This is a genomic window from Nostoc sp. DedQUE05 (assembly GCF_034530955.1).
In the GTDB taxonomy this organism is placed as follows: Bacteria; Cyanobacteriota; Cyanobacteriia; order Cyanobacteriales; family Nostocaceae; genus Nostoc.
Genome location: NZ_JAVRCB010000014.1, coordinates 116144 through 137808 on the forward strand (window position 1 = coordinate 116144; position 21665 = coordinate 137808).

Sequence of the window (21665 nt, forward strand, 5' to 3'; positions counted from 1 at the left end):
AGGGGGCAGGGGGCAGGGGAAGCAGGGGAAGCAGGGGGCAGGGGGCAGGGGAAGAATTTTTAACTTTTGACTAATGACTAATGACTAATGACTAATGCCTATTAACCTTTTCCCCCGGTAAAGGTGACGCTTTGAATAAAGTAACGATTAAAAAAGGCATAAATGCCTAAAGCTGGCAGGGTAAAGACCATAGAAGCCGCCATAATGTAGTTCCAATAGCTGATGTATTGACCTTTGAAGGTGTTCAGTCCCAAAGGAAGAGTAAACATTTCTGGATCAAATAGGATAACTATAGGCAGTAAAAAATTATTCCAACTCCCCATGAACACAAAAACTGCCTGCGCTGCTAGTGCTGGTTTTGCCAAAGGTAAGACAATGTGTCGAAAAATTCCAAAGGTATTTAAGCCATCGAGTTGAGCTGCTTCTTCTAGTTCTTTAGGAAAATTAACAAAAAATTGCCGCATCATAAAGATGAAAGTGGCATTAACCATGCTAGGAACAATCATGCCTTGATAAGAATTCAGCCAGCCGATCGCTTTTAAAATCAAAAATGTCGGAATCAGGGTGATTTGCGTCGGTACTGCTAGTACTGCCAAAATGAGGAAGAACCAAAAGCGCTTGCCTACAAAGCGCAATCTTGCCAAGGCATAACCAGCCATTGAATTTAACAACAAGTTTAAAAGCGTGACGCTGAGTGCGATCGCTACACTATTGAACAACCAGCGCCAAAATAGCGGTTCTTGGAGAAAGATTTGCCTGTAGTTGTCAAGAGTAAAATTCTTGGGGAGAAAGTTGGGTTCACCACTGACAATCTCTGTTAGTGGCTTAAATGATGCTGAAAGTGCCCAGAGAAAGGGAATTAGAGTAATGATGGCATAAAGTGTCAGTAAGACGTACAACAGGGCTTTGAGCCAGGATAAGCCAGAGGTGTTAGTCAAATCCGTTCGCCTCCGAAAAGTCGCTGCTGAATCAAAGTGATGGCAACGATCGCAGCTGCTAATAAAAATGCGATCGCAGCTGCATATCCCATTTGTAAATTCCGAAACACAGCTTGATAAATCAGCAGCACCACCGTTAAGGTAGCGTTGTTTGGGCCGCCAGTACCGCCAGAAAAGATGTAAGACTGGTCAAAAAGCTGAAAAGTCCCAATCACCCCCATTGTTACCACAAAGAAGGTTACAGGCTTAAGCAAGGGAAGAGTAATGTGGATAAATTGCTGCCATCCATTTGCGCCATCAAGTTCTGCGGCCTCGTAAAGTGTTTGGGGTATATCTTGCAACGCCGCCAGATAAATCACCATGAAAAACGGCGCGGTTGACCAAATGTTCATGATCGTAATGCCTTTGAGCGCAACTGCTGGATCGCCCAACCAGTTATAAGTAGGTAGCCCCACAAAAGCGAGAAAATCGTTTAGTAGCCCATCAGTGTTATAAATCCACATAAATATGAGTGTCAGCACTGCTGAAGAAGTAACTGTCGGCAAAAAATAGAGGATACGCCACCAGTTTTTACCGCGAATCCCAGAATTCAGAGTTACCGCCAAAATTAAAGCCAGGATAGTTTGAGTTGGCACAACAATAACTACATATTCGACTGTGTTTCTCAAAGCAATCCAAACTCTTTCATCTTCAGCTAATCGCGCGAAGTTGCGAAAACCGATGAATTCGTACTCAATAGCGCCGAGAAGTTGGACTTTTTGTAGGGAAAGAAAAACGGCGTAGAGAATGGGTAAGACTACAAAAGTTCCCAAAACTAGAATAGTGGGCATCATGAACATATACCCAGCCAAGTCTTCAGTGATGTTCCACCTGGAGTTTCTGCGCCGCCTGTTAATTTCAAACACTACTGAACCTCCATTTAATCCCGCACTAACCCGACTGTAGCGATGGGTTGTGCATGATTATTTATCGTACTTCTGTCACAAAAGCATTCAATCCTCATTTTGTAAAGAAAAAATTATTCTGCTTTGGGAAAAGGTTAGAAAATTGTTGAAAAAATTGCTTAACTTAGCTCTTGTTCTCTTTTTGGGCTATGCACCGGAGTGGAATTTTTATCTTTAGAGGAGGTTTCTGTATATCATCTGATAAAAAAATGCCAATTTGATCAAAGGATTATTCATTGTAACTGCTTCTTAGGTATTGTAAACTCCCTGTGAAAATAGGTACTTTGTAAAAGTGGAGATTTTAAATGATGCTTCATTCACTCAGAATGTGGATTGTTCCACTAGTTTTGACCTCAGTTAGTCTTTGCTCAAATGTAAGCAGAGCAACAGCAAAGACCATTTATCCATTTATTGGCAATTATCGGACAACAGTCAATATTACGCCTATTTCAGGCAACGTTTCGCAGGTATTTGAGGTTGGTTTGAGTGATGATGCCCCCTATGATTTAGAATTATACAAAGGTTTGACATACTCCGTGATTGATGACAAAGGAAATCTCACTTTTAACAATAATCCAGAAGTATTTGGTGTTCAAGGTTTCCCATTAGGCTACATCGTGTTTGGCAACGGTGATAACAAGTTATTTGGAACTAGTGATGCCAGTGCTTCAGTTAATTTTGATAATCTGACAGCGAAAGGTTCTGGCATTGTGAATATCACTGGCGGTAAGGGCATATTCAAAAATGGTATAAGCACACTATTGTTCTCCGAAGAAGACATAGTTAATTTTGGATCAATTATTACCTTGAATGGTCTGGCTTTAGTAAGTGGTTCTATCGAAGTTCCTCAAGAAGTTCCAGAACCAACAACCATCATGGGGACAGTAGTAGCGTTTGGGGGATTAGCTGTTAGTTCGTTTGCAAAGCGAAAGAGAACTGCTAGAAAACAACATTAGTGGCAAACATTAAAGTATTCATAAACGCTTTAATTATTATTATGGATGCTTTAATGTTTACAATATCGGAACTTCGTACTCAGAACTCGGAACTTTGAGAATTCGAGAATAAGTGAAGAGTTAGGTTTAAGGAATATGAGACTCAATTTACAATCTCAACTTTATAAGGCTGTTTCGACACGATTTAAAAAGTCGTCTAAGACTTGTAAAAATCTTTCTGTCTCTTCTAGATGAGGCATGTGTGAACTGTTTTCAAATAGTACCCACTCGGAGTCAGAAATACCCTGATGAACTGTTTTTCGAGGGCAGAAGTATTAGACATGGCACAAAAATTATTTGACATTATAATAATCGACTATACGTAGACAAATAATTACATCTGATAAAGAGATAGGAAATTTCTACTCAGAAGTGATTTGGTAGAGGTAAGAAAGATTACTTACTCCATCGTCTTAATCTGCTGATTAGCTTCATTTTCTGCCTTCAGCATCGCTTGCTTTAATGGTTGTTGTCCCAACAAGGCGCTGACAAACTGGCTATCAAAATTATTGACGATGCCTACGGCGGGCTACGCCTACGCACTTGGATATTGACCCACCTGCCACGGTGTAGCATAACTAACTCCCGCAACTAATGGCGATCGCAGTGGGTCTTGGTCATAGCCGGGAAATAGCAAGTGAAAACCAATGCTATACCCTATTACAATATGACTATAGTCATGACTATGGTTATTATGAAATCAATTTCCAAAAGTAAACTCAAATCTCAACTTCTTGAGTTCTTGCGACTGGTAGAGTCAGAAGGTGAAGAAATTGTAGTTACCGATCGCGGTAAACCAGTCGTGAAAATTTCCAAATACGCACAAGCACCTTCAACAGAAGAGTTATTTGGAGAAATGCGCGGTAAAGTGCAGTATTTTGAAGATTTAACTACACCAACCACTGAGGAATGGGTGCAATTGTGAAGATAGTCCTTGACACTTGTGCCCTAATCTGGTGGAGTTTAGATCCAACCAAACTTTCTGAACCAGCCAAAGAAGCGTGCAACTACATGGAAAGGGATAAAAATGGTCTTGTCCCGTCCATAGCTATATGGGAAATTGCTATAAAAATCAAAAATAAAAAACTAGATTTAGGAGTCAATCTTAACGAGTACGTAGTAACGCTAAAAAAGTCTAGTACTGTTCAGATTGTACCTATTGATGAAAATATTTGGATGGAAAGTGTCAATTTAGAATGGGGTCATCGAGATCCAGTAGATCGAGTTGTCGTTGCACTAGCCAGAAGTAATCAAGCTGCAATAATTACCTCAGATAAAGAAATAGCAAATTTTTACTCAAACGTGATTTGGTGAAGTTAAGAAAGATCGCTTACTCCATCGTCTTAATTTGCTGATTAGCTTCATTCTCTGCCTTCAGCATTGCTTGTTTTAATGGTTGTTGTCCCAACAAGGCGCTGACAAACTGGTTATCAAAATTATTGACGATCGCACTTGGATATTGACCCACCTGCCACGGTGTAGCATAACTAACTCCCGCGACTAATGGCGATCGCAACGAGTCTTGGTCATAACCCAAATTCTTTGCCACTGATTTACGTGTTGGCAAAGCAAACCCTGTTCCTGTCCACTTTTGCATTCCTTCTTTACCCGTGAGATAAGAAATCAATTTCCAAGCTTCGGCTTTGTGTTGTGCTTGCTTATTCATCACGTAGGCAACTGTAAACACCATTGTGCCTTTTTTATCATTAATTGTAGGTACTGGTGCAGTAGCAAACTCTACTTGGGGAAAGGTTTCAGTTAGATAGGGAATTGCCCAGTTACCTTCAATCGCCATTGCTACTTTACTCTGACCAAACATTTCACTACCTGAGTTTGTCCCTACATCAGATTTTTGGGCAGATGAGCGGTCTTTTTGATATTGGTTTACTACTAACTCTAAACCCTGTAAACCTGACTCACTGGCAAAAGTAGCATAACCATTTTTATCTACGAGCTGTCCACCAAAAGCTTTAATTTTATAAGCTTGACGCGCCAATTCAGGAATTTCACCAAACCCATATTTGTTAAGTTTGCCTGTTAATTGTTGCGAGTAGTTACGTAATTCCTCCCAAGTCGCTGGCGGATTACTTAAGCCTGCGGCAGCGAAGGCTTTTTTGTTATAAAACAGGGCCAGGGTGGAATAGTCTTTGGGAAGACCGTAAATATGATTCTGGTATTTGAAACTGTCGAGTAGGGTATCCTCAAAATCCGCGAGGTCAAATTCGGGGGTAATATAACCTTCTAACGGTTCTAAGACATTCTGACTCATTAAGAAAGGAGCTTCGAGCGCATCCAGATAAAAAACATCGGGCGCAGCTTCCCCAACCAAACGAGTTTTGATTACATCCATGTATTGGTCGGAAATTACCTCATATTTGACCTTAATAGTTGGATGTTGTGCTTCAAAGTCTTGCAGTACTTGTCTTAATAGTTTTTGCTCAATGGGAGAGCCTCCCCAACCACTAAGTTTGATGGTGACTGCGGTAGATGCTAACGGTTTGCTTGGCAATTGTAGGCTTTGACAAGCAATAATAGCGATCGCGATCGCTATCACCAATGCCAAAAAATTAAATAATCCTTTAGTGTTCACAAACAAATAATATTCTCTTTCCCCGCTTATACCTTGTGTTATTAAGGAATGATATTTTACTTATTTGAAATTTTGGCTGAAAATTGCAAGCTAAAATAACGAAAAATTATCAGCAATGCTAATTCAAGCATACTGAGTTCCTTTCCAACCTGATTTGTCCGAGGATACTTCACCCATAATTTATGTTGATGGATTCTGTTCAGATTGAAACAACTGCGCCACTGACTCTGGAATTTACCCAGATTGCCTTGCCACCAACAGCAATCTCTTCAAACTCTCGAATTTCTAAGGATACTATTCGCACCAGTTTAAAAGCCTCCACTGGGGATGCTGTCTTAGCATCGGTTTACTCTCTTGGAACTGGCGGGATTTTACTCAGCAATTTATTAGTGGAGTTGGGTGCTAGTCCAGTGGTATTTGGGATGCTGTCTTCTATTCCCATGTTGGTCAATCTCATTCAGCCGTTGGGTGCTTACTTGTCTGAACGCAGCACCAGCCGCTTTCAATATTTGCTTCGGACACACGGAATTGGTCGGCTGATATGGCTGATTTTAGTAATTGGTATTGTCAGCGCCAGCTTGGGAGTGATTGATGCTCACCAGTTAGTCATATTGACACTCTTGATTGTTCTATTCAGCAATCTTTTGGGAGGACTAGGAAGCGCATCGTGGCTCAGTTGGGTAGCAATGATAGTTCCCCGGCAATTACGAGGCAGGTTTTTTGGGACACGCAATAGTGCTGCTAACCTTAGCACTTTAGTTTGCGTACCAATTGCCGGTCTAGTTGTATCACATTGGTATGGGGGATCTCTACAAGGTTATGGGATAGTTCTACTGGTAAGCGTTGTGTTTGGGATTATAGGATTAGGATGTCAGTATTTCCAGGTGGATATGAATCCGCGATCGCAAAACACTTATTATGGCCAGTTAACCCCAAGTGAGATTCAATCAGAGGTTGCAAAAGATGAATCTTCTAAAGTCCTTCAATCAATTCATCCACCACAAGACCAGTCAATTAACAGCATCTGGAAAAACTCTAACTTTTTGATTTTTCTGCTGTATTTCAGCTTTTGGACGCTTGCTGTTAACCTCAGCAGTCCTTTTTTTAACCTTTATATGCTCGATACGCTGGATTTGAATGTAAGCTACGTGACTATCTACAACAGCTTTCAGGCGGGGGCGACTTTGCTGATGTTTATCCTCTGGGGAAAATTAGCAGACAAGATAGGCAATCGTCCCATCCTCATCTCTATTGGGATTTTGGTTGCAGCTACACCATTTCTGTGGCTGGGGATTAGTGTTAATCGCCTTGACATCTGGCTGTGGTTGCCACTGTTACACATCTTGATTGGAGGGACTTGGGCGGCAATTGACTTGTGCAACAACAATATACAATTGGCGATCGCACCAACTAAAAATCAGTCTATCTATTTTGCGATCGCAGCTGCCGTTGCTGGAGTAAGTGGCGCTTTGGGCACAACTATAGGCAGTTTCATCGTCCAATTTTCCCAGTCTGGAGGTTTACTAAGCTTGTTTGTCCTCTCTGGTGTATTCCGACTAGTAGCCCTTGTTCCGCTCATGTTTCTCCAAGAGCAAAGAGGTTAGGGAGTGGGGAGTGGGGAGCAGGGGAGCAGGGGAGCAGGGGAGATGAGGGGACAAGGGGACAAGGGGACAAGGAGATAAACAAAACTCCTTCCTAACTCTTAACTCTTAACTCTTAACTCCTAACTCCTAACTCAGCACGGGCTAAACCTTAGCTTTCCGCTAACAGCACTCCTAATACCCAATGCCCAATGCCCAATCCCCAATGCCCCAAACTTTATTCTGCCGCAGTAGAAGTCAAGGACATTGTTTCCCACAACACCATGTGAGGTGTTGTTAATACAGGCTGATGTAGAGCAATCAGCTGGGCTAGGGTGTTCTTTAATTGGGTACGGGGTACGATATCATCAACAAAACCATGCTGGAGCAAATCTTCAGCAGTCTGGAAATTTTCGGGTAGTTTTTCCCGCAGGGTTTGCTCAATCACTCGCCGACCAGCAAAACCAATGGTTGCCTTGGGTTCTGCCAAAATTATATCGCCCAACATTGCAAAACTAGCGGTAACGCCGCCCGTTGTCGGATTGGTCAAAACTGGAATATATAATAGTCGCGCGTCTTTATGGCGCTGTAAGGCTGCGGAGATTTTCGCCATCTGCATCAAAGAGAGCATACCTTCTTGCATTCTCGCGCCACCGGAGGTACAGATGATAACTACAGGATAGCGGCGTTGAGTGGCTTGCTCAATCATCCGGGTGAGTCTTTCTCCCACAACGGAACCCATACTACCACCCATGAAGCGGAAGTCCATAACCCCAAGGGCAATGGGCAAACTATTGATTTGACCTAAACCAGTTCTAACTGCATCTATTAAGCCAATTTTATCTTGTGTTTCCCGCAAGCGATCGCTGTAGAGTTTGCGATCGCGAAATTCTAACGGGTCGGTTGGACGCAAATGCTCATCCAGCGGTTTCCAGGTATTGTTATCTATCAATTGACGGATGCGCTCATCACTATCTACCCGATTGTGATGACCACATTCGACACAAACCATCTGATTGGCTTTCAGGTCTTTTGTATATGCCAACACGCCACATTTAGAACATTTATGCCACAAACCATCAGCAATTTCACGCTCTTGGCGTTCGAGGCTGGTAGATCCTGACTTCCTTCGATTTGCAAACCAATCAAATAGAGACTTTAAACCACGTGATTCTTCGTTGTTAGCCATTTTTTATTTTATTTTAAGTGGGTATGAGGTCGAAAACATGTCAAACCGTATTGGGTTGTGCTTAGTCATAAGTCATTTGTCTTTACTAATGACTTATGAATACATCGTTAAACTACGTTTTTAAGCAATTCAGACCTTAATTTTTGTCTTTGGTTGCCAGCTTAACGAAAATACTTATACCAATACAAGTCTCTTGCTCTTTTTTTCAGCAGACTTAATTATATGGACGTAGTGACAAAACCATGAGAATACCAACCTCCAAATAAGATGCTCTCCCCCTCCCACCCTAATCAATTATTTGTATTGCTGGGTTTTGAACAATCAGCATCTGTTGCACTAGTTGTACTTGCCAACGGTTAATCGTCGTTAAGAGGGTAATACAAGTCACAAGCTGAATATTATCAAAATGTGAAGGGCAGATGGGGTAATGTTGGTTACAGTCACGAATTATAAATATTTTTTATGAAAGGGGATTGGGCATGGGGCATTGGGCATGGTTATTCCTTTATCCCCTTGTCTTCCTCATCTTCCCTGCTCCTCTGCTCCTCTGCTCCCTACTTCAATTCAAGACGCTGGAAAAAATAACCGCAGGTAGCTAGACAAAATGGCTTCGCCGCTAAACAGCGTAATCACAGATCCTAAAGCCAGAAAAGGCCCAAAAGGTATCTTTTGTCCTAATTTTTGTCGCGATCGCTGCATAATCAAAATACCGATACCAATTACTGCTCCCAACGCACAGGCAATAAAACTAGCTAAGAGCAAGTATTTCCAGCCTAACCAGGCTCCCATCATGGCTGCTAACTTGGGATCACCTGTACCCATTGCTTCTTTACCAAAGGCAATTGAACTCAATAGGGCAATCGCCTCAAACAGCCATAAGCCTAATACTGCGCCAACTATAGCGATCATAAGGTGATTTACCAATGCCACAAAACTACCCTCTGGTAGAAAACCAACTACCATTTGAAACAAAATTCCCACCACTAAACCCGACTTAGTAAGTGGATTGGGTAGGGTCATTGTATCTAAGTCGATGAGTGATAGCGCCAATAACCAACTGCAAAAAGCCCAATAGCCTATTGTTAAAGTTGAAACTTGAAATACCCAAAAAATTAGTAAAAAAATTATGCCCGTTACCCCTTCTACCACAGGATAACGGACAGAAATTTTGCTTTTGCAATATCGACACCGCCCTCTTAAGGAAATCCAGCCGAACACTGGTACGTTGTCGTAAGCTTTTAGCTGGTTTAAGCATTTAGGACAACGAGAAGGCGGCCAAAGAATTGACAACCCAGCAGGTAGGCGGTAAACAATAACATTGAGAAAACTACCAATAGATGCACCCAAAGCAAAGACCATTACACTCGCCGGGATGGCGAACAAAATGTCCATACAGTCATTTGTCCTTTGTCATTTGTCCTTTGTCATTTGTCCTTTGTCATTTGTCCTTTGTCAATAACTAATAACCAATGACCAATGACCAATGACCAATGACTAATACATGTGGGATTCAATTTGACTTAAGGGCACAAAACACTCTTGAGGTAAAAGAACTGGCTGGTTAGTAAAAATAACCTTGCCTCGATGAGTCACACGATTAATTGCTACACCGGAAGGTTGCCCTGCTATTTCGGGATGGACTTCACAGTGAGTATAGTATATCTGCCCAGCAGCTCTGATTACAGAGGGATCAATCAAAGGCGATTGGTTCTTTGGGGCGGTAAAATTTACTTGACCTTGTCGTAATGCGTACACTATCGACTGTTATTTGATTGCTAGATTTCCCTTTAGTCTACCCGAAACTTATAGCAAAGGTTGCCAAATTGCCCAAGTTGCTATATAAAATTATTTTTGTTCCATAGCTTTGATGAGTGAGTCTCCCATAGCGCGGCAACCAAGGAGATTTTTTCCTAGAGAAATTATATCTCCGGTGCGATCGCCTTGTTCTAAAACTTGCAATACGGCTTGTTCGATGCGATCTGCTGCTTTTGGTTGGTCTAAACCGTAGCGTAACATCATCGCCACACTCAAAACCTGTGCTAAAGGATTTGCCTTATCCTGTCCAGCAATATCTGGGGCGGAACCATGAACTGGTTCAAATACACCAGGGCCAGAAGCACCCAAACTAGCTGAGGGTAACATCCCAATACTACCTGTGAGCATGGCAGCAGCATCAGAGAGAATATCGCCAAACAAGTTGCCTGTAACAATAGTGTCGAACTGTTTGGGAGCGCGTACTAACTGCATAGCAGCATTATCTACATATAAATGAGAGAGTTCGATATCTGGATATTCCTGAGAAAGTTGGGTGATGCGATCGCGCCACAACTGAGATACTTCTAATACGTTCGCCTTATCTACTGAACAAAGTTTTCCACCGCGTTTTTGGGCTGTTTCAAAGGCCACTCGCCCAATGCGTTCAATTTCTGATTCGGTGTAAACCATTGTATTTACACCGCGTTTCTCACCAGTTTCTGTAGCAAAAATCCCTTTAGGTTTACCAAAGTAAATCCCACCAGTGAGTTCGCGCACCACCATAATATCCACGCCTTCGACAATTTCGCGTTTCAAAGTTGAGGCGTCGATTAGCTGGGGCAAAATTTTCGCTGGGCGCAAATTGGCAAATAATCCTAAACCTGCACGCAGTCCTAACAAACCTGCTTCTGGGCGTAAATCGGATGGCAGAGAATCCCACTTATAACCACCAATCGCTGCGAGTAATACAGCATCACTATTACGGCAAGTCTCTAGAGTGGCAGATGGTAGGGGTTCGCCTGTGGCATCAATTGCTGCACCACCGATGAGAGCTTCTTGGAATTCAAACTTCAGATCGAATTGCTTCCCTACGACTTTCAGCACATCTACCGCCACTGCCATAATTTCAGGGCCAATGCCATCGCCGGGGAGTAGAGTAATGCGGTAGTTCTGGGTCATAGCTGATTATTACTAAGTAAATGCTTGCAGATCAAATATCATACCTAGTAAAATGTACTGATGGAGTTTTTAATTTATTTGGGTGTAGCTCTAACGTAATCATCTGGCATTGGATGAAACTACCAAAAAAGTCCTATATCCCTAGTTGAGCGGATCGAAACGCTGCAAGATGAGAGCTATAAATACCACTGGCAAACCTACACCCATACAAATAAGAGCTTGGATAAATGTCAAAGGTGTGGTGTCAAACACTTGATTCATTATGCTCCACTGACTAAACAGACATTGTAAAATCACCACAGCCACAATTCCGATCGCAGGTGCATAGGCTACGGGTGTGCGTTTACCTTGGATTCTCACGACTAGAGATGGTAAAAACTGGGTAATGCTTAACAGGTAAAAGACTTCTGCTGCCACCAATCCATTAATCGCCATTGTGCGAGCTAAGGCTTCATTGCCTGTAGTTTGCAGTATCCATTGAAACACCCCAAAAATTACCACCCAATTGAAAACAGAAATCGCTAATATGCGTTTAAGTAAACTACCTGATAAAAGCTTTTCTCTAGGGTTGCGTGGTGGTTGCTCCATCACCTGTCCAGATTTTGGCTCAAAAGCGAGGGGAACAATCAACCCTACTGAACTAACCATGTTCAACCAAAGAATTTGGATTGGTAAGATGGGAAGCACAGTTGCCAGGAGAATGGCAATCAAAATTGTCATGGATTCACCAACGTTAATCGGCAGCAAGAAGGCGATCGCTTTTCGTAAGTTGCGGTAAACACCACGTCCTTCCTCCACAGCAGCTTCTATTGAAGCGAAGTTATCGTCAGTTAAAAGCATATCCGCCGATTCTTTGGCAACCTCTGCCCCGGCTATGCCCATCGCTACACCAATATCTGCCTGTTTGAGAGCGGGAGCATCATTGACACCGTCTCCAGTCATGGCAACAATTTCACCCTGAGACTGCAACGCTTTCACCAGATGCAATTTTTGTTCTGGAGCAACTCGCGCAAAAACCATACCTTCCTCAGCCGCTTGGGTGAATTCTTTTTCATCCATCTGAGTTAATTGCTGTCCAGTGAAAACTTGTGCTTCAGTCGAGCAAATTCCCATTTGACGGGCGATCGCAGCTGCTGTTAGTGCATGATCCCCTGTAATCATTTTTACCTGAATTCCAGCAGATTGACAAGCTTTTACTGCGGCGATCGCTTCCTCACGAGGCGGATCGATTATGCCTTGAAGTCCCAGAAACACCAGTCCTCGATCGATATCATTGCGATCCAAGGATCGCTTACTGGCAACTTCTTTGCTGGCAAAAGCTAGCACTCGTAACCCTTGGTTTGCCATACCAGCAACTTCCTGCTCCACTGTGGCAGGATTGAGACGAGCGAGTTTTCCTTGAGCATCGAACATGCGATCGCATCGTTGGAGAATTGCCTCTACAGAACCTTTGAGATAAATGACATTGAGCGATCGCTTTGCATCCAATTCATGCAAAGTCGCCATGTATTGGAATTGAGACTCAAAAGGAATGGTGTCGATTCTAGGTAATTCTTGCTCTAGATTTGCTTGCGTCAATCCCACTTTGTTGGCAGCTGTAATCAATGCTCCCTCGGTTGGGGTTCCTACTAAGTCCCACTGTCCATCTCCCCATTCGATATGAGAATCATTGCAGAGCAATCCTGCTTCCAAGGATTCCCAAAGAGCAATATGTCCATCTGCATTGAAATCAACAGGCTGTCCATTCATTAGGATTTCACCGTCTGGGGCATAACCAATACCGCTAACGGTGTAGTGTTGTCCACCTGCATAAATCTTTTGAACCGTCATCTGATTCTCAGTTAAAGTCCCAGTTTTGTCAGAACAAATAACGGTGGTACTTCCCAAGGTTTCCACAGCAGGTAGCTTGCGAATAATCGCCTTACGTCGTGCCATCCGGGAAACTCCGATCGCCAACGTGACTGTAACAATCGCAGGTAATCCTTCGGGAATCGCGCTGACTACCAGAGCTACACTCGCTTTAAAAACATCAATCCAAGATTCGCCCTGTCCTAATCCGACTGCAAATGTCAGGGCAGCTAAACCTAAAATGACATACAACAAGCTTTTGCTAAACTTGTCAATATTTCGTGTTAGCGGCGTTTTCAGATTTGTGCTGCTTTCAATTAACTGGGAGATCCGACCGGTTTCGGTGGCATCTGCGATCGCTACTACAATCCCTTCTGCCTGTCCAAAAGTAACAAAACTTCCGGCATAGACCATATTGCTGCGTTCGGCTAACGGTGTCTCGACATCCAACAATTGGGTTACTTTCTCCACCGGAACGGATTCGCCTGTTAAGGCAGACTCGTCAACTTGCAAGCCACGCACAGTTAATAGCCGCAGATCCGCAGGCACTTTATCCCCAGATGCCAGTAATACCAAATCACCCAGAACAAGTTCAGTCGAAGCCAAACGAGTTTTTTGACTATTGCGAATCACAGTTGCTTCAGTGGTGACAGCTTTGGATAAAGCAGCGATCGCACCTTCTGCTTTCGATTCTTGAATGTAGCCAATGATAACGTTAATCAGGGTGACACCAAAAATTACTCCCGCATCTATCCAATCTTTGAGCAGCAGTGTCACCAGTCCCGCCGTCAGCAAAATATATAGTAGTGGTTGATTAAATTGCTCTAAAAATCGTAGCCAAGGACTTTTTCCATTTTTAGCAGTCAGTTGATTTGCACCCATCTGCTGGTGTCGGGTGGTAGCTTCTTCATGGCTCAAACCCGCTTCAGGATGGCTGGCTAAGGTTTGCACAACCTTTTGTTCGCCCAGAGTATGCCATTCATAGTTGAGTAAATCTTCTGTTGTCTGAGCAAAAGTATTTGTAGCGATCGTATCTGCTGTCATTTGTGTCTCCAAAAACTAATTCGTAATTCGTAATTAAGATTCATCAGATTTATATGGATTTCTCTGTTTGAATCTGTACTTTTCTTTTTTCAAATTGGTGTGATTACGAGAATCTTTTGCTAAGTTCATAAATATGCCATTGCTGCACACCCCAATAACTGAGAATCGATTCTGCTTGCCAGATTTCATCTGTTGTTCCCTCTACCTTCACCAAAAATTTTTCTTGGCAGGTGCCTGACTCACAGAGTCTAGGTTGCCTTTCGGGAGCAAACCAACCTTGAAATGCACCATAAACACTGCCAAAAATCGCACTTGCTCCACCCGCCAGCAGTGTACCCAGCACAGATTCAACCGCTAATGCCGGCCCAAAACCAGGAATAACTAATACGCCAAGTCCGGCTGTTAGCGCCAAGAAGCCCCCGGTTGTTCCTCCTGTAATTGCGCCTGCTTTAGCACCTTCGATCGGAGTTATGAGATGTTTACCCGCATTAGCATCCTCGTACAACTTTTCGTCTTCAGAGTCTAAAGTGAATACAGAAATTTTCTGCATGGGAAAGTCAATCGCTCTGAGTTCATCAAGCGCCTGCGTTGCAGCCTGACGGGTAGAAATGATTCCGATTGCATTTTTAACTGGACTGAAATTCATCACAACATCTCCTATCAAAATCAATAAGTTTAAAACGAAGCTTTATAGCGGTTATCGCTTGGGTGAAGTACAGTTTTGACCTCTCTCCAAACCTCTCTCCTACAAGGAGAGAGGCTTTGAATCTTACTCCCCTTCCCTTGTAGGGAAGGGGTTAGGGGTTAGGTCTGTATTGAACTCAACTGCAAGCCGCTATATTAATCTCCAAATAGTAAAAACTATAGTTTTATAGTTTGAGCATGAACCGTATTAGGTAAGAGATTCGTTTTAAATCTCAGTTAGCTTAGTTTCGTTTCTCTGCTTCTTTTCCAGGATTGCTGATGAATGTGAACGAAAAGTGAATAAATCATTTATCTACCTAATTTCACTTTTAAATCATATTTGTCCCTCAAGCTAAAAGACAACAAATGAGAATGAAGTAATTGATTATTGGAGTTGGATATGAGCTTTAAAAAGATTTTAGTGGCGGTCGATGATTCACCTGCGACTGCAACAGTGTTTATAAAAGCGCTGGAGTTAGCCCAAAGAGATGCTGCTCAGTTAATGATTGGTCACAGCATTGAGCTAGCAACTTCTAGTCAACTCACTGTGAACTTAGTAGACCTGGAAATAGAAACACAACAGGCACAAAGTTTACTTCAGTTGTACTATCAGAAAGCGAAAACACTAGGCATTATGGCAGAATCCAGTTATCAAACAGGAGATCCTGGCACTAATATCTGTGATTTAGCCCGGAGTTGGGGAGCAGATTTGATTGTGCTTGGTCGTAGAGGACTTAATGGATTTGCCGAACTTTTAGCAGGAAGTGTGAGCAATCACGTAGTTCATCACGCTCCATGTTCCGTTTTGGTTGTTCAAGGTCAGTAGTTTCTTGACAACTGTCTACCAACCGCAACCGCCAGAATTTTGCTGTTAAAACGCGAGTTTTCTATGAATAGTATTCATTATGCTTTGCAATAAACAATCTAGTTTACTCGTAGTCCATCAAAGAGACTTTGCAGAGTTTATTTTATGGTAAGCAAATCAAGTTATTTTCTTTCTTTGCTCCCCCTGCTTTATCTGCCTGTCTTCACCCGTAATTTTTGGATTGGTCGAGTACTAGGACGACAATACATTGGGTTATTTTTAGCAGGAATAACCCTTTTAATTCTGGTTTTTCTATCAACTCTTACCCATGAAAATCTACACTGAAATTGAAATTCAGGCATCTGATAAGCAAGTCTGGAACTTACTTACTGATTTTGCCAGTTTTCCACATTGGAATCTGTTTATTCGTCAAATTAGTGGTTCGCTCAGTAAAGGAGCACAGCTAACCGTTCACTTTCAGCCTCCGGGTAGAGATATTGTGACCTTTCGACCTACGGTGATTACGGTAGAACCTAATCGCAAACTGCGCTGGTTATGGCACTTTTTGATACCAGGGTTATTTGACGTTGAACATAGCTTTATCATTGAACCGTTAGCAAGCGATGTCTACGACGGACTACGCCTACGCGTCCGCTTCATTCAGCAAGAATCTTTCCAGGGTTTACTAGTACCTCTGCTAGCTCGTCGATTAAATATTGACGTTCGCCAAGGGTTTGAAGCCATGAATCAAACATTAAAAACCAAGGCAGAACGCATTAATCAAACTACGACTACTCAATTGAATACAAAAGTCTAGTCTGAATCCCCAGATATGAATCAAGGGTTTGATGAGGCATAGATTCTAATCCATACTTTAATAACTTCTTTAAAGATTTGTTTGGAAATTAGACGCCAGTAAGAAACAAAAATAAGCAAAGGAATCATAACTCGCTCCAAAGCTTTATTTATAAGGTTTTACGGCAGGCAGTCTTATGTACTTTGATTGCAGCGTCAAGGCTTTTAATAATACATTTCCATCGCCTTAGCTTGATGGGAGTTGAGTGGATTATCTAAGTGTACAACCTATTTTTTTGGGAATATTCTTAAAAATCTTCTGGTTCCGAGGACATTATTTCGCTAAAGATACTTGTATTTATATCAAAATCCATACTTAGCTCCGAATCACCATAACTTACTGATATAACCAAAAGGTATTGAGGCAAACTTATTTCTTGTACATTAGATAAATCTTCAAATTCCAAACCTTTTATAGAACGAATTAGCTTTGGGTTAAAATCTAAATCTAGACCTCGAAAGTATCTAAACAATATTTGATAAGCTAATGGAACAGAAAATTGATATATACTCTCGCCATCTAACGGGGTCTTATGACGTGTATCTTTCTTAGAATACTCTGGATCTTTGTCTTTAACAAATAATTCTACTATGTCAATAGGGACAACTGCTACATGATTGGATTTTGAAATTGAAGGGAAAAATGAATAGTCATGAAACTTTTTAATAGGACGGAAATCATACATCAATAACATAGGATATTTAATATTACTGCTAATTCTATTCAACTGTTTACCTTTAATTTCTTGGAATTTTCTTGTAGCTTTATGTATTACTTTTGCTTCAAGAGAAGTAACTCCCTCAAAAAAATAACCATTTCGATGTGTAATTCTTATAAGAAAACCTATATCACCAAATTCAGTTTCAGGTTTCCCATCAAGTTTATATGCTATTGAATTAACCTTAATTGGTAGTGAAGATAAACCATTAATTTCAATATTACGAAATAGTTTTCTGTATTCAAACAATATTTTCATAGTGATGTAATCTTCTTTCCAGTCTACAGGGTAACTATCTATTATTTGTTGACGAAAGATATTTTCCAAATGACTGTATACTGTCCTAAGTGACATTTTTAAAATACTCATACTTTTTGAATTTTAATTTATTAATATTTTCATCTATCATACAAATTTAGGAAAGTTTAACATTGTTTGTAAAAATTTAGAAAATTTTGGTAATAAAACTATATCAAACATAAAGTTTGCAAGTTAGTTGCAAAACAAAAGTTATTGCTTATAGTAATAGCTAAATTAGATTTATGCTTTATTTGTAAATTATACAAATTAGTGAAAATAGAATTATACAGATTAGATAAAAGCCCGCTTGTAGTGAGTCTTACTAATGTTTACACATAATCTTTCCTACTTTTTAAAGTGAAATCGGATCGATGTTATTCCACAATCTCATAGCGCACTAACTTTCTAACATCCTCGCGGGGTAGACCTAGTTCTTGGGCAATTGTCGCTTCTATTTGGCTGAATTCTATTGTTGGAAGTTCTAATTCCAGTTGCTTCAAGATGGGGTCTGCTGTTTCCACTTCAACCTGGGTAATTCTTTTAGTTCGGTTGACAGCAGCGTTAATGACTAACACATTGACTGATATCCGTGCTTCGAGTTGGGTATCTGACTGAAGTTTATTTTCCGTAGAATTGGGTCGGCTTAACTCTTGAGCAGCTAGGAAATTACAGCCAAGCCAAAACACAACTGCTACCAGTGGTAGAGGCAACCAAAACTCTAATCCCAACCCTTGCAGCCAACGTTTACTAATACACCACACCACTACACCTGCTTCTGATTTTGCTAGCTCCCACTTCATCTATATCCTAATAGGGTAGACAATCCTCTGAAATCTTACTGATGAAAGACGTTGAGATTGCTTCAATAGATTATTCTAAACAAGCACAAGTGTATAAAGGTGATGAAAATCTTACTGGTAGAGGATGATCCAAAGCAATTAATGCCGCTGCAAATGGTTCTCTCTCAGGCTGGACACAGCGTCGATGGTGTCAAGGATGGTGAAACCGCTCAATGGCTTTTAGCTGAAAAAGAATACGATCTGCTGATTTTAGATTGGATGTTACCTCGAATTAGTGGAGTGAGTTTGTGTCAACAGTATCGGGCGGCGGGAAAAACTGCCCCCGTATTAATGATCACAGCAAAAGATACCACACCTGATAAAGTCATAGGATTAGATGCCGGAGCAGATGATTACCTCGTCAAACCAATTGATATCGTGGAGTTCATGGCGCGAGTGCGGGCATTGAGAAGGCGATCGCCCCTTTGGCAAGGAGACACCCTCTGCTTGGCAGACCTCGAACTTCATCTTGATACACTAATTTTGGAGCGCCAAGGAGCGACTGTATCCCTTTCCAGCCAAGAATTTCAGTTGCTAGAGTATTTCATGCGTCATCCTAAGCAAGTTTTGACTCGCCACCAAATTGAGCAAGCCGTATGGGAGTGGGGTAGTGAGCCAGAAAGCAATGCAATCACCGTTTTAGTTCGTAAACTTCGCCAACGTTTGCAAACATTAGCAGCAGCCGATTGGATTGAAACTGTCTATGGTATGGGCTATCGCCTCAACCCTCCAGAACCATCTTGAAACTTGATAATGACTGAGACGCAGAGTAGGGAGTAGTGTAGTTCAATTACTTGAAAAGTCTTGTAATTACGTTAGCGTAGCGGTAGCGAGTCCGCGAGCGTCATTACGAATTACGAATTACGAATTACGAATTAGCATAAGTTGTGTTTAACCGCAGTCGTCGTAACTTAGCTCGTTGGTTTACCCTTTCAATGGGGTGCATTCTCATTCTCTTTGCTGGAGTGATTTACAATCTTGAGGTAAAAGACAAGCTCAAAGCATTAGATCAACTGCTTTATAAAAGAGCAGAACTAATGGCAGCCAGTTCGCAGTATCGGCTGTATCAAGGACAAAAAGAAGTCGATCTGAGCAATATACCGCTATTGGGTAGTGGTTCTCACCCCGCTGATATTGAATTGGTCTATGTTCGCTGGTATGACCCCAACGGCAAACTCAAGCGGTTTTTTGGTACTCCACCTCCAGAAAAGTTGGGAATAGCATCTGAGTTTCTCACGATTAAGTCCGTTGACCAGTTTACAGGTGAGACGCTTTGGCTTCGTCAAGTCACCCTACCTGTTCAAGGAGGAAATTCGGTCATCGGTTATCTGCAAGTTGGTATCCCACTGACAGAAACTCAAAACGATCTCAGAGAATTTCAGTTAATGTTGACCCTTGCTGTGCCTATAGCACTGGGGTTAATTGGACTTACAGGTTGGGTACTTGGCGGCATAGCTATGCAACCCGTTCAGCAAGCCTATAATCAACTACAACGCTTTACATCAGATGCTTCTCATGAGTTGCGATCGCCCTTGTCTGCGATTTTAACCAATGCCCAAGTTGGGTTACTAATGGCAGCAGACCGTCCCCAAATCCATCCCTCAATAGAGAACATCATCGATAGCGCCAAGTCGATGAGTACCTTGGTCAATAACCTACTGCTGTTGGCTCGGCATCAGGGAAAATTAACTCCCGAATCTCTCAAAAAGGTTAATCTTAATAGCTTGCTAGAGAATTTAGCTATTTATTACAATACTGTTGCTGCAAAAGCGTCGCTCGAGTTGATCGGCCATTTACCAGAACAACCCATTGAGTTGTGGGCTGACCCCGATTTGCTGCGCCTAGCTGTGGAAAACTTGCTTAACAACGCCTGTAATTATACTCCATCTGGTGGAACTGTCTGGTTACGCTTAGAACCTCACCCAGATCGGGCAGTAATTCAGGTTATTGATACTGGAATTGGAATTCCAGAGGCAGATTTACCTTATATTTTCGATCGCTTTTACCGAGTTGATACAGAACGTACCAGAGAAAGCGGCGGATTTGGGTTAGGATTAGCGATCGCTCAACAAATTGTCCAGGCTCACGGCGGTCACATTCATGTGATGAGCAATGAGGGTAAAGGCTCAACGTTCCAGATAAAGTTACCACTTATGAGCCAATAGTAGAAGATTCAGTGTCCCACTAAACAGCCCTGAACCGAAAGCCTGGTTTAAGAAGGTTACTGTCCCGCCTCGACACGGATGAGCTACCGAAAGTTTTGCATAAGCATAAGTAGTTATCAAAGCTATTGTGCCGGCGATCGCAAATGCTAGTGGTGCGCCTGCATAAGCTATTTGAATTACAACTCTCAGCGCTGGGAAAAGTCCACCGACAATACCTCCGACACCCAATTGTCAATTCCATATGCTGACTTTTCCTGTTAAGTCTCAAAAGACTTACTGATAGAGGATTTTGGATAAAGGGCTGCATATATAGTACAGTAATTAAAATTGGGTGTTAAAGGTGACAAGCAATATTGAACTGGTAAAAGAAAAATTTTGCGACTTGTTAGTTGAGCGATAACTTCGTTAAGCTTCGCTAACGCTGATTGAATGAGCATGCAATGTCAAAAGGTATGCCCTAAGTCAAGGATTTGACAAAACATTGTCAGAAATCTTCATTAGAGTAACTGTACTCAAGAGTTCTAAATTAAGAGACTTGACGACGGCGGGAAATAAAGTAAACTCCCAACAAAGCAAGTCCTCCAAGAGTTGTAGGTTCGGGAACAGGGTGAGGTTTAACACCAACAGATGGAATTTGAATAGGAACATAGAACTTTTCAACCTCAACAGGTGGAATTTCAACCGCAACAGGTGGAATTTTAACCGCAACAGGTGGGGTTTTAACCGCAACAGGTAAAGTTACAACGCTAACAGGTGGAGTTTCAACAGCTTTGGAACAATTAGCCGAGCTATTTTTATTAGCAATTCCTAATGTTGCATTAGCGTCTAAACAGATACCGACTGTGGCTAAATCAGCGATTTGTACTCCCAGGTCGGCTTTTGCATTAGCTTGAGTACTTTGTTGATCAGCTTTAATTCCAACCGCAGCTTGACCAGTGGTTTGGACAATCTGTGTTGGGTTATCCAAGGATGGTAGTTTAACTTGACTTGGGTCTTTTACTTGTACAGTTGTCTTAGAATCAGTTGCAACTCCAGCCACTTGTCCAACGGTGGTATTAGTTGTCTCTTGCACAGTAGCTTTAACGTCTTTTGCAACTTCAGGAGTATTATTGGTTACAGTTTGTAAAGTTTCAAAGGCAGCAGCTAAAGTATTAATGCCAACAGGTGGAGTTTCAACAGCCTTGGAACAATTAGCCGAGCTATTTTTATTAGCAATTCCTAATGTTGCATTAGCGT

The 21665-nt window shown here is 41.8% G+C and carries 21 protein-coding genes and 1 pseudogene; 8 read left to right on the forward strand and 14 right to left on the reverse strand.

Features of this window, described 5'->3' with window-relative positions; translation table 11 throughout:
• Positions 1–101: 101 nt before the first annotated feature.
• Positions 102–938, reverse strand: a complete 837-nt coding sequence (locus RMZ42_RS12935; RefSeq protein ID WP_322671794.1) for a carbohydrate ABC transporter permease — start codon at positions 936–938, stop codon at positions 102–104.
• Positions 935–1843, reverse strand: a complete 909-nt coding sequence (locus RMZ42_RS12940; RefSeq protein ID WP_322671795.1) for a sugar ABC transporter permease — start codon at positions 1841–1843, stop codon at positions 935–937. The genes RMZ42_RS12935 and RMZ42_RS12940 overlap by 4 nt, the downstream gene beginning before the upstream one ends.
• A 344-nt stretch (positions 1844–2187) precedes the next feature.
• Here RMZ42_RS12940 and RMZ42_RS12945 point away from each other — a divergent pair, with 344 nt between their 5' ends.
• Positions 2188–2838: a PEP-CTERM sorting domain-containing protein gene (locus RMZ42_RS12945; RefSeq protein WP_322671796.1), complete on the forward strand. Its 651-nt coding sequence runs from the start codon at positions 2188–2190 to the stop codon at positions 2836–2838.
• Between the two features lie 439 nt (positions 2839–3277).
• Here the strand turns inward: RMZ42_RS12945 and RMZ42_RS12950 are convergent.
• A pseudogene (locus tag RMZ42_RS12950) lies at positions 3278–3502 on the reverse strand (ABC transporter substrate-binding protein); the annotation flags it as partial.
• 69 nt (positions 3503–3571) lie between these two features.
• Between RMZ42_RS12950 and RMZ42_RS12955 the strand changes: the two are divergent.
• The gene (locus RMZ42_RS12955; protein WP_322671797.1) at positions 3572–3802 is read left to right on the forward strand and encodes a type II toxin-antitoxin system prevent-host-death family antitoxin; all 231 of its coding nucleotides are present in this window, start codon (positions 3572–3574) and stop codon (positions 3800–3802) included.
• Positions 3799–4191 (forward strand): type II toxin-antitoxin system VapC family toxin, encoded by a 393-nt coding sequence (locus RMZ42_RS12960; RefSeq protein WP_322671798.1) that lies wholly within the window; start codon positions 3799–3801, stop codon positions 4189–4191. Before RMZ42_RS12955 ends, RMZ42_RS12960 begins: the two co-directional genes overlap by 4 nt.
• Before the next feature lie 16 nt (positions 4192–4207).
• On the opposite strand, the gene RMZ42_RS12965 is transcribed toward RMZ42_RS12960, so the two are convergent.
• On the reverse strand, positions 4208–5431 hold the full coding sequence (locus tag RMZ42_RS12965) for an ABC transporter substrate-binding protein (protein ID WP_416211811.1): 1224 nt from the start codon (positions 5429–5431) through the stop codon (positions 4208–4210).
• 224 nt (positions 5432–5655) lie between these two features.
• On the opposite strand from RMZ42_RS12965, the gene RMZ42_RS12970 reads away from it, so the two are divergent.
• Positions 5656–7071 carry an MFS transporter gene (locus tag RMZ42_RS12970; protein WP_322671800.1) on the forward strand — a complete coding sequence of 472 codons (1416 nt, stop codon included), beginning with the start codon at positions 5656–5658 and terminating at the stop codon, positions 7069–7071.
• Positions 7072–7285: 214 nt separating this feature from the next.
• Here RMZ42_RS12970 and accD read toward each other — a convergent pair whose 3' ends face one another.
• The 6 genes from accD to RMZ42_RS13000 all read right to left on the reverse strand — a co-directional run bounded on the left by accD (position 7286) and on the right by RMZ42_RS13000 (position 14708).
• Positions 7286–8236, reverse strand: coding sequence for an acetyl-CoA carboxylase, carboxyltransferase subunit beta (accD, locus tag RMZ42_RS12975; RefSeq protein WP_322671801.1), 951 nt, complete (start codon positions 8234–8236; stop codon positions 7286–7288).
• Between the two features lie 564 nt (positions 8237–8800).
• Positions 8801–9628, reverse strand: a complete 828-nt coding sequence (locus tag RMZ42_RS12980) for a prepilin peptidase (RefSeq protein ID WP_322671802.1) — start codon at positions 9626–9628, stop codon at positions 8801–8803.
• Between the two features lie 102 nt (positions 9629–9730).
• Positions 9731–9991 carry a hypothetical protein gene (locus RMZ42_RS12985; protein WP_094347451.1) on the reverse strand — a complete coding sequence of 87 codons (261 nt, stop codon included), beginning with the start codon at positions 9989–9991 and terminating at the stop codon, positions 9731–9733.
• Positions 9992–10081: 90 nt separating this feature from the next.
• The gene (leuB, locus tag RMZ42_RS12990; protein WP_322671803.1) at positions 10082–11170 is read right to left on the reverse strand and encodes a 3-isopropylmalate dehydrogenase; all 1089 of its coding nucleotides are present in this window, start codon (positions 11168–11170) and stop codon (positions 10082–10084) included.
• A 141-nt stretch (positions 11171–11311) separates the two neighbouring features.
• Complete coding sequence (locus tag RMZ42_RS12995; protein WP_322671804.1) at positions 11312–14062, reverse strand: HAD-IC family P-type ATPase; 2751 nt, start codon at positions 14060–14062, stop codon at positions 11312–11314.
• 103 nt (positions 14063–14165) lie between these two features.
• Positions 14166–14708 carry a hypothetical protein gene (locus tag RMZ42_RS13000; protein ID WP_322671805.1) on the reverse strand — a complete coding sequence of 181 codons (543 nt, stop codon included), beginning with the start codon at positions 14706–14708 and terminating at the stop codon, positions 14166–14168.
• 438 nt (positions 14709–15146) lie between these two features.
• Between RMZ42_RS13000 and RMZ42_RS13005 the strand changes: the two genes are divergently transcribed.
• Together RMZ42_RS13005 and RMZ42_RS13010 are read left to right on the forward strand one after the other, a co-directional pair.
• Positions 15147–15572: a universal stress protein gene (locus RMZ42_RS13005; protein WP_322671806.1), complete on the forward strand. Its 426-nt coding sequence runs from the start codon at positions 15147–15149 to the stop codon at positions 15570–15572.
• Between the two features lie 307 nt (positions 15573–15879).
• A complete protein-coding gene (locus RMZ42_RS13010) occupies positions 15880–16368 on the forward strand; it encodes an SRPBCC domain-containing protein (protein ID WP_322671807.1) in 489 nt (162 codons plus the stop codon).
• 286 nt (positions 16369–16654) lie between these two features.
• Here the strand turns inward: RMZ42_RS13010 and RMZ42_RS13015 are convergent, their stop codons facing one another.
• Both RMZ42_RS13015 and RMZ42_RS13020 read right to left on the reverse strand, forming a co-directional pair.
• Positions 16655–17494, reverse strand: a complete 840-nt coding sequence (locus RMZ42_RS13015; RefSeq protein WP_322671808.1) for a hypothetical protein — start codon at positions 17492–17494, stop codon at positions 16655–16657.
• A gap of 305 nt (positions 17495–17799) precedes the next feature.
• Positions 17800–18225, reverse strand: coding sequence for a hypothetical protein (locus RMZ42_RS13020; protein WP_322671809.1), 426 nt, complete (start codon positions 18223–18225; stop codon positions 17800–17802).
• A gap of 102 nt (positions 18226–18327) precedes the next feature.
• On the opposite strand from RMZ42_RS13020, the gene rppA reads away from it, so the two are divergent.
• Together rppA and RMZ42_RS13030 are read left to right on the forward strand one after the other, a co-directional pair.
• On the forward strand, positions 18328–19008 hold the full coding sequence (rppA, locus tag RMZ42_RS13025; protein WP_322671844.1) for a two-component system response regulator RppA: 681 nt from the start codon (positions 18328–18330) through the stop codon (positions 19006–19008).
• A 143-nt stretch (positions 19009–19151) separates the two neighbouring features.
• Entirely contained in the window at positions 19152–20429 is a 1278-nt protein-coding gene (locus tag RMZ42_RS13030; protein ID WP_322671810.1) for a HAMP domain-containing sensor histidine kinase, read from the forward strand.
• Here RMZ42_RS13030 and RMZ42_RS13035 read toward each other — a convergent pair.
• Together RMZ42_RS13035 and RMZ42_RS13040 are read right to left on the reverse strand one after the other, a co-directional pair.
• Positions 20409–20657, reverse strand: a complete 249-nt coding sequence (locus RMZ42_RS13035; RefSeq protein ID WP_322671811.1) for a hypothetical protein — start codon at positions 20655–20657, stop codon at positions 20409–20411. The genes RMZ42_RS13030 and RMZ42_RS13035 overlap by 21 nt on opposite strands.
• Before the next feature lie 298 nt (positions 20658–20955).
• Positions 20956–21665, reverse strand: a 710-nt coding sequence (locus RMZ42_RS13040) for a PEP-CTERM sorting domain-containing protein (protein WP_322671812.1), incomplete at its 5' end; no start/stop codon positions are given.

Coding starts and splice junctions, on each gene's coding strand:
- RMZ42_RS12945 (WP_322671796.1), top strand. CDS start 2,188: ATGATGCTTCATTCACTCAGAATGTGGATTGTTCCACTAGTTTTGACC.
- RMZ42_RS12955 (WP_322671797.1), top strand. CDS start 3,572: ATGAAATCAATTTCCAAAAGTAAACTCAAATCTCAACTTCTTGAGTTC.
- RMZ42_RS12970 (WP_322671800.1), top strand. CDS start 5,656: ATGGATTCTGTTCAGATTGAAACAACTGCGCCACTGACTCTGGAATTT.
- accD (WP_322671801.1), bottom strand. CDS start 8,236: ATGGCTAACAACGAAGAATCACGTGGTTTAAAGTCTCTATTTGATTGG.
- RMZ42_RS12980 (WP_322671802.1), bottom strand. CDS start 9,628: ATGGACATTTTGTTCGCCATCCCGGCGAGTGTAATGGTCTTTGCTTTG.
- leuB (WP_322671803.1), bottom strand. CDS start 11,170: ATGACCCAGAACTACCGCATTACTCTACTCCCCGGCGATGGCATTGGC.
- RMZ42_RS12995 (WP_322671804.1), bottom strand. CDS start 14,062: ATGACAGCAGATACGATCGCTACAAATACTTTTGCTCAGACAACAGAA.
- RMZ42_RS13000 (WP_322671805.1), bottom strand. CDS start 14,708: ATGAATTTCAGTCCAGTTAAAAATGCAATCGGAATCATTTCTACCCGT.
- RMZ42_RS13005 (WP_322671806.1), top strand. CDS start 15,147: ATGAGCTTTAAAAAGATTTTAGTGGCGGTCGATGATTCACCTGCGACT.
- RMZ42_RS13010 (WP_322671807.1), top strand. CDS start 15,880: ATGAAAATCTACACTGAAATTGAAATTCAGGCATCTGATAAGCAAGTC.
- RMZ42_RS13015 (WP_322671808.1), bottom strand. CDS start 17,494: ATGAGTATTTTAAAAATGTCACTTAGGACAGTATACAGTCATTTGGAA.
- RMZ42_RS13020 (WP_322671809.1), bottom strand. CDS start 18,225: ATGAAGTGGGAGCTAGCAAAATCAGAAGCAGGTGTAGTGGTGTGGTGT.
- rppA (WP_322671844.1), top strand. CDS start 18,328: ATGAAAATCTTACTGGTAGAGGATGATCCAAAGCAATTAATGCCGCTG.